The sequence below is a fragment of the Paenibacillus sp. J22P90 genome, from assembly GCF_059692195.1.
This window is the reverse complement of the sequence record NZ_JCAUAY010000005.1, coordinates 242,796-255,124: the sequence shown is the minus strand read 5'-3', so window position 1 is coordinate 255,124 and position 12,329 is coordinate 242,796. Positions and strand designations below refer to the sequence as shown.

The following is a 12,329-nucleotide window of genomic DNA, read 5'->3' as shown; positions in this document are numbered from 1 at the left end:
GGGTTACTTTTTATTGTTCAACGCTTCATACAGCTGCGCAAGATTACGTTCAAGCTTATTGAGAATTTGTTTGCCTGGCAATTCGGAGATCAGTCCCGCACGAATGGCAAAATCAATTTCTCGCGATAGTCCGTACATTTGCGTATCTAATACCTCTTCGTATAGTGGACATTGACGCGTCGTCAAATTTTCCATCTGCACTTCGATCAGCTTTTCGATTTTATCTGCATCTTCTTGAAGAAGATTAAGCGCCTTTTGATTCATATCCAGCAATAAATCAGATGAAGACATTCCCAACTTCCCCCTATACGCAAAGTCATCCGTCCTTATATGATCTATATTAAGCGAAATTGGCGCAATATACAAGAGAAGGTATCCTCAGAGATTCTGAGAATACCTTCTCTTGTTACAAAATTAATCTTGAACGACGTTTACGCCCAAGTTGTGCTTAGCGAATACTTCAGCCATAGCTGCTTTTGCTTCTTCAGCATCTGGACCATGAACATGAAGATCATAGTTGCTGGAGCTAAGTAGTGTAGTAAACAAGCCTAGAATACTTTTGACATCGATATACTTATTGTCGTATTGAAGAACGATGGATGATCTAAATTTATTCGCTGTTTGGGAAATCTCAACAATTGCTGCATTATTAGCACTTGGCATATTTCATTCCTCCATTATAGTCGCGTATGAGTTGGTCGTCTTACACTTCTATGATAACTTGGAACAGGAAGGGAAAGCAACTACAAAATTTCCTGCATTCTCCATGTAAGCCCTTTATTTCGCCTTCGGCGAAAGAGCTCTTTTCACACTATTCCCCAGAAACAGAAGGGCAACTAAGATGCCAAGCAGTAAGAGCAATCGTCCCTTGTACTTCTGGAAGTGAAATAGATCATGTGCGATCATTGATTCCAGAAAAACGATGGGAAACTTTCCAAGCAACGTGCCCCACAGGAAATGACGAAATTTCATGCGTGTAAGACCCGCAGAAAAGTTAATGGCTGACGACGGCAAAATGGGGATCAACCGGCCAATTAGAACGTAGAAAAAGCCGTGTCGCTCCATCCGCTTACTGAATTGAGTAACTAAAGGAAAGCGTTCAAGCTTCTTTTCCACCCAAGCATGTCCATAATAACGCGCAAAATAAAAGGAAGCAACAGCTCCTAAACACGACATTACGTAGTTCACAAGAAAACCCATTTTAATCCCAAATATCGCAACGTTCGTACCTGCTACAAGAACAAATGGAATAAATGGAAAGAACGTTTGGAAGAAAATCAAGCTCATTCCAATTATTTTACCTGGCCACCCGATGTCTCTTAAATGTCCAGACAATTGCCTCATGTTACTATGCGCAAGTTTGATGCCTACAGGATTATAGAAGAAGAAATAAAGCAAGGCAAGGATTACGATGATAATAGATATAAGCAGTACGGTACGTTTACTTTTAAATGCCGACAAAATTCGACCATCCTCCCTTAGACCAAATCATTGTAACATGTTACAACAAGTTCAGGAAGAGCAAACAAATGATCGTTATTCTCACCACTTCACACAATTAAAAAAAGTGCTTGCCCACAGACAAGCACCACCATGCGTCAACCAATTTGAATCTGATTACGACCGTTATGCTTGGCCTGGTAAAGGGCCATATCTGCTCGGTAGAAAAGCGATTCCACGCTGATTTTATCTTCTTCCCAATTCCAATCCGATACCCCACAGGATACCGTAACTTGCGGCTGCGTCTCTTCCATCGCGCGTCTGCGAATACGTTCAGCAATCCGAATCGCCTGATCCTTGGACACTTGAGGCAAGTACACGGCAAGCTCTTCTCCGCCCCATCTAGCCGCGATATCCGTGTCTCTAATGCTGGACTTGATGATCTGGCTTACATGGATCAGAATCTTGTCTCCAATTTGATGACCGTACGTGTCATTTACCTTCTTGAAATAATCAATATCTACAACTATGAGAGAACCGCAAAAATCTTTCTTCTGCATCAGATTCGCTTGTTCATCCAAATAATGTCGAGCGTAAAGCCCCGTTAAATTGTCTGTGATGACCATACGCTTCACTTCCGCATGTAAGGAGGCGTTCGTCATGGCCAGTCCGATATGGCTTGAGAGCACTTGTAACAGCTTGTAATTGTCGTAAGAGAAAAAATTCGGCAAGCGATGAACGATGAGGATGACGCCCTCTACGTTGCCATTTACAAGGATAGGTGAACCGATCAATGAACGGGAATTCGTTCGCTGCATCAAACTAGAGCTTACTTTATCATTACTCCAGTAATCAGAAATAATGATCGGCTCCTTAGACGCATAGATCATGCCTGAAAACCCCTGGTCAAGTGTAAAAGTTTCATGGAACATGGCCGGTAAATTGGTCGCCTGAACAACTAAATGATCACTATCTTTGGAGTTTTGGAGAATACAGCTGTAATCCGCACCAAAGATACTTAAAATTTCACTAGAAGCTGAATTGAAAATTTCATTTAGACGTAAACTTTGATTGAGCTGTTTTGTAATTTCATTAATCAGCCTCAGCTCATTGATCATGAGATTGGATTGTTCGTACAGCTTCGCATTTTCAAATGCCGTACCAGCTGAGTCAGCCAACAGCGAGATAAATTGCAAATCCGAGGCGTCGATCTGCTCATTCGTAAACTCCATGTACAGAACGCCATACACGCCTTGCTTGCCTGATAAAGGTGCCGCGACGTTGCCTGAACTCGAAACGCTCCCCGCATGCGTTGGCTCAAAGATCACTTGACCTTCCATGAAAGCACGAGTTCGGATATCCGACTCCGAGCGTTGAAAACTCAATGGCTTCACAGCTACATTCGTAGAATCATTATCTTGAGAAAGCAATAAGTCTACTCGCGTGTGAGGGTATACACGTTCCAAGCACTCAGTCACTTCTGTCAAAACAGAATGCACATCAATCTTCGCAAGCAGCTTCTTCGAGGCTTCGAATAAAATGACGTGCTTCTTTGTTTCAATTTCCTTCAGATGGTGAAGATTATGTAGATGAGCAAATTTCCTTTGTTCTTCAACGTGTAACATGGAACTTTCGAAGGTAAGTGCAAGACGGTATAGCAATTGTGCTAAATCATCCATATTTATGTGGGATTGGGTGAAAAGCCCTAAATAAAAGTAAACTTTGCCTGAATCGTCAGAAACGGGGGTAATTGCAGAATGATAAGGTGTAAACTCTCGAAGATGAGCATCATCGCGACTCGTCAACTGTAAATGACCTGATCCTTCACAGCGAGCAAACGGATTATCTCCACGATCTGCAGCTTTCCAAGAGATGCCCTGCTGCAAATATTTGTCCAGATAAGGCGTGTCATTCGCACACGCGTCGACCACACACAGATGCTCATTTACGCACAACAGAGCCGTTTGTGACGGGATCATGTAAGCGCCAAATTGTTGATTCCAGTTCTCAAAGACTTGGTGTAAAATGGGGGTTGCCTGCAAACTCTCGTAAGAAAAGTTGCTAGAAAGGTTAAAACCTTGCCGAAGAAACACGTCAAAGTGTTCTGCGCGACTATGCTTTTGTACACTGCGAAGTTCACTCATAGGCTCTCCTTCACTCACCAACAATAGTCCTGAAGTACTAATTTAAAACTAGTTACTTCTATCATACTATTTTTTTTCATCTTGTGCACGATATTTTCCTCTCATTTAGTCGGAGAGAGACTTGACACTTGCCCATGTTTTTAATAAAATTAGAAGTCGAGTAACACCATGATTTCGGTGAGTGCCAAATGTGTCACCCTCACTGCTTTTGCTCCTGACAAGACAGCGGCTGAACTCTCTTGACAGGGAATCACATTATGATTCATTAGCAAAATCGGGCACATGACTTCACCCTGACATCTAGATGCTATTACTAAACTAATTGTCATGAGAAGGAGTTTTCCCAAAATGTCACGTTATACAGGACCTAAATTTAAACTAAGCCGCCGCGTTGGTATTTCCTTGAGCGGTAACGGAAAAGACTTGAAACGCCCATTCCCTCCAGGTCAACATGGCCCAGGACAACGTAAAAAAATGAGCGGTTACGGCGTACAATTGAACGAGAAGCAAAAGCTTCGTCATATGTACGGTTTGAACGAAAAACAATTCCGCAACTTGTTCGACAAAGCTTCCAAGCTTAAAGGTATTGCTGGTGAAAACTTCATGGCGTTGCTTGAGAGCCGCCTAGACAACTTGGTATACCGTCTTGGTCTTTCCAACTCCCGTGCAGGTGCTCGTCAACTCGTTTCCCACGGTCACGTAACTGTGAACGGTAAAAAAGTTGATATCGCTTCTTACATCGTTTCCACTGGTGATGTAATTTCACTTCGTGAAAGAAGCAAAGGCCTTTCCACTGTGAAAGAAGCTCTTGCTAACCGTAACTACCTTCCAACTTACCTTGAGTTTAACGATGCAGCTCTAGAAGGTAAATATATCCGTTTACCAGAACGTTCAGAGCTTCCACAAGAAATTGACGAAAAACAAATCGTCGAGTTCTACAGCCGTTAATAAAAGCAACCCCCTTAGGGATTTCCCTAAGGGGGTTATTTTGTTGCGTCCAATTAAGCAAATTTGACGAGGAAGTAATTCTTTTTGCCGCGGCGGATAATGAGATAGGAATCACCAAGGCGACCTAACTGGTTCGTCGTCGCTTCAAGATCCGTCACCTTAACGCCATTCACCGTTACAGCTCCGCTTTCAATGTCTTGACGCGCTTGACGTTTAGACGGGGCAGCACCCACTGAAATTAGAAGATCAATTAGAGCAACATCCTCTTGCTCCAAAGTCGTCGATGGAACATCCTTGAAGGCTTCTTCAATTTCCGAACGTGACAACGATTGAATATCTCCACTGAACAAAGCCGAAGTAATGTTAAGCGCACTTTCTAACGCTTCCCCCCCATGTACAAGCTTCGTCACTTCCCGAGCTAGTACTTTTTGAGCCTCTCTTTTTTCTGGCTGAGCTTGTACTTCAGCTTCCAGACGCCCAATTTCCTCATGGGATTCAAACGTGAAATATTTCAAGAATCGAATGACATCATTATCTGCTGTCCCTAACCAGAACTGGTAGAATTGGTATGGTGATGTTTTATCTGCATCCAACCAGATCGCTCCGCCTTCTGTTTTACCGAACTTCTGACCATCGCTCTTCGTCACAAGCGGCAGCGTCACACCAAAAGCACGTCGATCGGTAGATTTGCCAATGAGCTCAAGCCCTGCCGTAATATTGCCCCATTGATCGCTTCCGCCAATTTGTAAGGAACAATTTTTCGTTTCATTTAGTTTTAGGAAATCATACGATTGAAGAATCATGTAGCTGAATTCCGTGAACGAAATCCCTTTTGTAATACGCGAATCTACAGAATCTTTAGCGAGCATGTAGTTCACTGTAAAGTTTTTGCCCACATCACGCAGGAATTCAATCACATTCAAAGAACCTAACCAATCGTAATTGTTCACAAGCTCAGCACTGTTCTCAAGGTTTGTTGAGAAATCTAGAAAACGAGAAAGTTGATTTTTAATGCTTTGCGACCACGCTTCAACAACTTCTGGCCCATTCAACGTACGTTCGTTCGCCTTACCGCTCGGATCACCAATAAGTCCCGTTCCGCCGCCAACTAATGCCAATGGAATGTGACCTGCAAGCTGGAATCGTCTCAAGGTTAAAATCGGAAGCAAACTGCCGATATGCAAGCTATCTGCTGTCGGGTCAAAGCCGCAATAAAGGACAACGCGCTCTTCACTTAACTTTTTATCCAAACCTTCTCGATCTGTAATTTGATGCAGCAACCCACGAAACTCTAAATCCTTCAGAATACTCATCTTCAACCATCCTTTATTTATAAAATGAAAAACAAAAAAGCCTTCTTATCCCAAAGGGACGAGAAGACTTAACTCGCGGTACCACCCTAATTAAAACAGCAGTTACGTACATCTATGAGAAAACCTCTATCGAGGCCATTCAAAGATGAGCGACCGCGTTTAGATGATGGTTTTATTGCCAAATAGAAAGACGTTTTCAGAAGCCGAAAACTTATACTTTCTATTGTGGTAACCAAAGTCGTAGGCACGGCATGCTATTTTCACTCAAGAACCGATAACGAGGTTTAATCGGTAAATACTACTTGTGCAGGCACATTCCTGCAGGTTCCCATTTACTGCTCAAGACCGTAATTCACTAACTTGCAGGTACCGGTTCGCACCCTCCACCGGCTCTCTGAAAGCATCCACAAGCTACCTACTGCTGATCCATCAACGCATGTGATCTTGTTATAACACAGGATTCCGATGCTTGTCAAACCTCGAACTGCACCTTTCTTCCAGTAGCATTACCGCAAAAGGTGCAATTATGGTATACTATTAGGGTTCATGTAAGGAGGATATTGGAACTTATGCGCAATTTTTTCGCGAAATGGAATCGCCCCTGGGTTAGAACAACACTTAAAGTAACTGGGATTACCTTAAAATGGGCCATCGTCTGCGTCTTTTTGGCAGGCCTGCTCGGTGGATCCGCCGCTTTCGGATATGTTAGTGCACTCGTGAAGAAAGATCCGATCCGCAGCGAAGAAGCGATTCGCCAGCAAATGCAAGAGAATGCGATCACGGGCTTTGCTTATTTCAATGATGATGCGGTCATTGGGCAACTGCGTACAGAAGAAGATCGACGTCTTGCACAGCTTGACGACATCCCGCAGAACCTGCTAGATGCAGTCCTTGCCATTGAGGATAAGGATTTCTACAATCATCGCGGCATCGATTTTCGCGGACTGTACCGTGCGGTCACTCAGAAGCTTCTGAATGAGGATGTGCAAACCGGCGGCAGCACCATCACGCAGCAGCTGGCTAGGCGTGTATTCCTTACGTTAGATCGTGATGACGGCCGTAAAGCGAGAGAATTACTGCTTGCACTTCGAATGGAACGTATCATGTCGAAAGATGAAATTTTGCTAGCTTATTTAAACAAAATCCCTTACGGCAATGGAGCAACAGGTTACAATTTATACGGGATCAAAGCTGCTGCGAAAGGCTTGTTCAACATTGACGACTTGAGCAAATTGAACACTGCGCAAGCTGCGTACTTAGCTGGATTGCCACAATCCCCTTCGCAATACTCGGCTTTTACAAGCAAGCCCGCTTTCGACGAGGAAGGCTATAAAAAAGCAGTCACCAGACAGCAATTAGTATTGAAGCGTATGTTGGAAGAGAACAAAATTACGAACGATCAATATCAAGATGCTTTGAAATTCGATTTAAAAGCGTCGATGCCTGCAGCTGCTCAAAAAGCGTACACAACGTACCCTTATCTGATGATCGAGACTGAGCAAGAAGCCGCAGAAATCTTATTGAAGCTTCAAAATCCAACGCTTGATCCAAAGACGAACCAAACCGCTTATAATGAAGCTCTTAAAAACATACATACCCAGCTATTACGCGGCGGTTATCAAATTTACACAACGATTGATAAAACGATTTATGATTCAATGCATGAAATTTCGAGCAATGACAAGAACTTTGCCCCTACGGATGAGAAAAAAGGCGGTATTGAGCAAGTAGGCGCCATCATGATTGATTCCAAAACGGGAGCGATCAAAGGCATGATTGAAGGCCGCGACTTCTTCGATGAGCAGCTCAATCACGCGACGCAAGCGTACAGACAGCCAGGATCAACGATGAAGCCAATTGCCGCTTACATCCCTGCGCTGGAAAAAGGGGTCTTGCAGCCTGCCAGCATTGTAGATGATATTCCGATCATCCTCAAAGACGGCGTCAAAGGCTTCCATCTCCCTGAGAACTGGGACCATAAGTTCCATGGCTTGATGACAGCGCGCAGAGCGTTAAATCAGTCCTATAACATCCCTGCTATCGATGTGTTTCTCAATAAGGTCGGCATCACACAGGCATGGGACTTTGCTAAGAAACTAGGCATTACGTCGCTTACCAAAGAAGACAATGCCGCACAAACAGGAGTTATCGGCGGTTTGAGCCGCGGTACCTCTGTTAAGGAATTAGCAGGTGCTTACGCTTCGATTCCGAATAAAGGCGTATTTAATGCGCCGTACTTAATTCGTGAAATTAAAGATTCGAATGGCAAAACCATTTACGCTCATGAACAGAAGCCTCAAACGGTGTATTCACCGCAAAGTGCGTACCTTATCACGGATATGATGAAAACAGTCATTAGCAACGCTAGCCAAGGAACGGCCGCTGACCTGATGAAGAAATTCAAATCCTATGGCAAAATCGAAATCTCTGGAAAAACGGGTTCCACGCAGGATGATGCCGACGCTTGGTTCATGGGCTTTACTCCTGATATTACAGTAGGCGTGTGGATTGGTTATGATCAGCCGATTAATAAGCTGTCATCTAAAACGGGTCAAACGAACCATGCTAAAGATGTCTGGGCGCTAATCATGAATAAAACAATCGAGCAAAAACCAGAGCTTTTCGCGAACAAGACGTTTGCTAAGCCGGATGGTATCGTTTCAGCTACAGTCTCCAGTTTATCCGGCATGCTTCCGAGTGAACTAACGACAGGCTCTAATCATGTAGTAACAGATATTTTCAACAAAAAGTTTTTGCCAACACAAACCGATAATGTCATGGTTAAAATGAAAATCAGTTCACTAAACGGGCTCAATTATGTCGCCCAAGAAACAACACCGGCTGATTTCGTGGAGGAGAAAGTCGTTATCAAACGACAAAAATCCATCACGCAATTGTTAAAAGAAATCGATGAAGCCATGCAGAAGCTGCCTGAAAAAAGCAGAAAGCCTATCGAATTCTATAAGCCAGAAGATTACGATGTTGATGCACCATCCGATCTTGATCCAAGGGTGGATGATGGCAAAGTGCCACCAGCGCCAGTCAACGTCGCGACAGTCAAAGCCGGTGATACGGCGACAATTACGTTCCAACCGAACACCGATGCGGATATTGTTGGCTACCGTATTTACCGTTCGGATAATCAAGGCAAATTCCAGCTCATGGGCGGCAAAGTCGTGCTTGCAGGCGCCGAAGCGAAATTTGTGGATCAACTTCAAACAGCTGCAACAGTTGGCTACTACGTAACCGCAGTAGACGTTGCCGGTAAAGAATCTACGCCAAGCCGATCTTCCTATACGGATGGCACTACCTTAGATTCCTTGATCCTCCCAGGCGTAGGTGGCACTGGCAATCCGCTAACGGATCTTACGTCTCCTTCACCGGGAACAACGAACGGCGGAACTGGCAATAACACTGGCAAACCAGTCTCGAAGGATGCACCTGCTGCCCCAACCGGCATTAAAGCCAAAGCAGAGGTCACCTCTCTTGTCCTATCTTGGAAAGCCAATGATGCCAAGGACAAAGTCAAACAATATGTCGTGTACTTTAGCGATAAAGAAAAAGGCACGTTTATGAAATTAGGTACGGTTGAAAATGGTACGGAATTCCATTACTTTGCCGCAGCATTCAATGGTTATTACAAAGTAACAGCCATTAATGATGCCGGTGAGTCTAAGTTCTCTGCTACAATTGCTTATAATAAATAATGTTAGGAATGACCTGGCCGGTGGCCAGGTCATTTTTGATTTAATAGGTCGTCATTTTCGCCGAACTTCCGATAAACATAAAAAGCTTTCTCAACACCTCACAGGGTGCTGAGAAAGCTTTTCATCAATTAATCTTCAATCGTTGACAAGTCACCAGTCGGAAGGTTTAACTCCCACGCTTTAAGTACACGACGCATGATCTTTCCGCTGCGCGTCTTAGGCAGTTTATCTTTGAATTCAATTTCACGCGGTGCTGCATGGGCTGAAAGCCCTTCCTTCACGAACTTCGAGATTTCAGCTTTCAGTTCGTCGGAAGCTACGAAGCCTTCACGCAACGCGATAAACGCTTTGATGATTTCACCGCGCATAGGGTCTGGCTTCCCAATTACCCCTGCTTCTGCAACGGCTGGATGCTCGACAAGCTTGCTTTCAACTTCGAAAGGACCCACTCGCTCACCTGCAGTGTTAATAACGTCATCAACACGGCCTTGGAACCAGAAGTAGCCATCCTCATCTTGATAAGCGGAATCACCGGAAACGTACCAGCCCGTTAAACGGAAGTACTCTTCATATTTGGAAGGGTTGTTCCAAATTTTACGCATCATGGATGGCCAAGGTGTCTTGATCGCAAGGTTCCCCATCCGATTCGGAGGCAGAACGTTCCCCGCATCATCAATAATAGCAGCATCCACACCTGGAATTGGACGACCCATGGAGCCTGGTTTGATCGTCATTGATGGATAGTTACAAATCAACTGTCCGCCAGTTTCCGTCATCCACCATGTATCATGAATACGTTGGTTGTAAACTTTCATTCCCCATCTAACAACTTCTGGGTTTAATGGCTCACCCACGCTCAATACGTGGCGAAGCGCTGACAAATCGTACGCAGCTGAAACATCGTCGCCAGCCCCCATCAACATGCGGAATGCAGTTGGCGCACTGTACCAGACAGTAACTTTATATTTCTGAAGTGTATTATACCAATCTTGTGGACTAAAACGTCCTCCGCGGATAACATTCGTCGCGCCATTCAACCATGGAGCGAAGATTCCGTAGGAAGTACCTGTTACCCAACCTGGATCAGCCGTACACCAGTAGATGTCGTCTTCTTTAAGATCAAGAACAATTTGACCTGTATAATAGTGCTGAAGCATCGCATTTTGAACGTGGAATACGCCTTTCGGCTTCCCTGTTGATCCGGATGTATAATGAATAATTAATCCATCTTCACGGTCCAACCATTCAATTTCAAGCTCTGTGGAAGCGCTCGCCATTTCTTTATAGTAATCAACTTGTCCTTCGCCTAATTCAATATTCTCGCCTACAAGGATTACATGCTTCAAATGCGGGAGATCATTGTAAGGTACACGAGATAGCTGACTAGGTGTCGTGATAATGGCTACAGCTTCGCTATCTGCCAAACGGTCTTTCACCGCTGTTTCCATAAATGCTTCAAAAAGCGGGCCTACAACCGCGCCTACTTTTAAAGATCCAAGTAAAGAATAGTACAGCTCAGGCGTCCGCGGCATGAAAATGAAAACTCTTTCACCTTTACCGATGCCAAGGCCTCTAAGCACATTTCCAAACTGATTGGATCTTTCTTTCATTTGCCCAAATGTAATCGCTTCATCACGCGTGCTGTCGCTGTAATATAAAGCGATTTTGTCCTGCTTCCCGCCTTCCGCATGACGGTCAATGGCCTCATAGGCCATATTCACTTTGCCTGTTTCGTACCAGGAAAAGTTTTTCTCGATGTCTTTCCAATCAAATGTCGCATGTGTTTGTTCGTAATTTGCCATGTTAGGATTAAGGGATACTGATTTAATGAGTTCATTATTGAGTTGATCCATAAACGTAAAACCCTCCTCACGAGATAAACCGCTTTCACTTTACTGATGAATTCGAGCAAAATGTGATCGATTTTTGACATGTTCTATTATAACACACTCAGAAAAATTCGCCTACGTTTAAGTTTTACTATGATTTCACCCCAAAGTTTGGTATATAAATACTATGAAACCTCGTAAAGGAAATGCCCATCATGCTGTTTTTTAGAAGGAGAGCCAAGGTTATGCAGCATATCAAAATTTACCACTCACAAAGCTTGCGCAGTGCTCCTGATCAACCAGAAATTATTATTGAGGGCCCCATTCCACCTGAAAAACTGCAGGATCTTACGATGCACGCGAAACTTGACGCCTTCCGTCGACCCAAAGAACAGCACGAAGCTCTTATCGAGATTGCAGGGTTACCTGAAGGGCGAATCATTCTTGCAAGGGACGGATCCACCATTGTAGGTTACGTCACGTTCCATTATGCAGACGAAATTGAGCGTTGGTCTCAGGGCAATATGAAGGATTTAATTGAACTCGGCGCCATTGAAGTCGCGGATGATTACAGATCGATGGGTTTAGGCAAAAAGATGATCCAGCTCGCCTTTGAAGGCGAACAAATGGAAAATGTCATTTGCTTCACAACGGAATATTATTGGCATTGGGATTTGGAAAACAGTAAATTAACAGTTTGGGAATATCGTCAAATGATGGAGAAGCTGATGAAAAGCGTTGATATGATCTGGTTTGCGACGGATGATCCGGAAATATGCTCGCATCCCGCCAACTGCCTCATGGTAAGAATCGGGAAGAAAGTGCCAATCTCGTCCATTGAGCAATTCGATCGCGTGCGTTTTCAGCAGCGCTTTATGTATTAGCATCATGGGGTCCAGTTAGTAGCAGATCTATAAACGAAATTGTTAGCCAATTCGGGGGAATTTG

Annotated in this window: 9 protein-coding genes and 1 other annotated feature; of the genes, 3 read left to right on the top strand and 6 right to left on the bottom strand. The window is 44.0% G+C overall.

All coding sequences use genetic code 11. From position 1 onward, the window contains the following. Positions 1–3: 3 nt before the first annotated feature. The 4 genes from AC58UX_RS18575 to AC58UX_RS18560 form a co-directional block, all read right to left on the bottom strand. A complete protein-coding gene (locus AC58UX_RS18575) occupies positions 4–291 on the bottom strand; it encodes an Fpa/YlaN family protein (RefSeq protein WP_056612445.1) in 288 nt (95 codons plus the stop codon). Positions 292–414: 123 nt separating this feature from the next. After that, positions 415–663, bottom strand: a complete 249-nt coding sequence (locus tag AC58UX_RS18570) for an HPr family phosphocarrier protein (protein ID WP_497255362.1) — start codon at positions 661–663, stop codon at positions 415–417. 114 nt (positions 664–777) lie between these two features. After that, positions 778–1,461: a TVP38/TMEM64 family protein gene (locus AC58UX_RS18565; protein ID WP_497255360.1), complete on the bottom strand. Its 684-nt coding sequence runs from the start codon at positions 1,459–1,461 to the stop codon at positions 778–780. A gap of 137 nt (positions 1,462–1,598) precedes the next feature. Continuing rightward, the gene (locus AC58UX_RS18560; RefSeq protein WP_497255358.1) at positions 1,599–3,584 is read right to left on the bottom strand and encodes a diguanylate cyclase; all 1,986 of its coding nucleotides are present in this window, start codon (positions 3,582–3,584) and stop codon (positions 1,599–1,601) included. A gap of 348 nt (positions 3,585–3,932) precedes the next feature. Here AC58UX_RS18560 and rpsD point away from each other — a divergent pair, with 348 nt between their 5' ends. After that, positions 3,933–4,532: a 30S ribosomal protein S4 gene (rpsD, locus tag AC58UX_RS18555; protein ID WP_497255356.1), complete on the top strand. Its 600-nt coding sequence runs from the start codon at positions 3,933–3,935 to the stop codon at positions 4,530–4,532. A 53-nt stretch (positions 4,533–4,585) separates the two neighbouring features. Here rpsD and tyrS read toward each other — a convergent pair whose 3' ends face one another. Next, positions 4,586–5,845 carry a tyrosine--tRNA ligase gene (tyrS, locus tag AC58UX_RS18550; RefSeq protein WP_497255354.1) on the bottom strand — a complete coding sequence of 420 codons (1,260 nt, stop codon included), beginning with the start codon at positions 5,843–5,845 and terminating at the stop codon, positions 4,586–4,588. Positions 5,846–5,896: 51 nt separating this feature from the next. Next, positions 5,897–6,287 (bottom strand) — a binding site (T-box leader). A gap of 127 nt (positions 6,288–6,414) precedes the next feature. Between tyrS and AC58UX_RS18545 the strand changes: the two genes are divergently transcribed. After that, positions 6,415–9,552 carry a transglycosylase domain-containing protein gene (locus AC58UX_RS18545; protein ID WP_497255352.1) on the top strand — a complete coding sequence of 1,046 codons (3,138 nt, stop codon included), beginning with the start codon at positions 6,415–6,417 and terminating at the stop codon, positions 9,550–9,552. Between the two features lie 128 nt (positions 9,553–9,680). On the opposite strand, the gene acsA is transcribed toward AC58UX_RS18545, so the two are convergent. Further along, a complete protein-coding gene (gene acsA / locus AC58UX_RS18540; protein ID WP_497255350.1) occupies positions 9,681–11,405 on the bottom strand; it encodes an acetate--CoA ligase in 1,725 nt (574 codons plus the stop codon). 221 nt (positions 11,406–11,626) lie between these two features. Here acsA and AC58UX_RS18535 point away from each other — a divergent pair, with 221 nt between their 5' ends. Further along, a complete protein-coding gene (locus AC58UX_RS18535) occupies positions 11,627–12,265 on the top strand; it encodes a GNAT family N-acetyltransferase (RefSeq protein ID WP_497255348.1) in 639 nt (212 codons plus the stop codon). Positions 12,266–12,329: the final 64 nt, after the last annotated feature.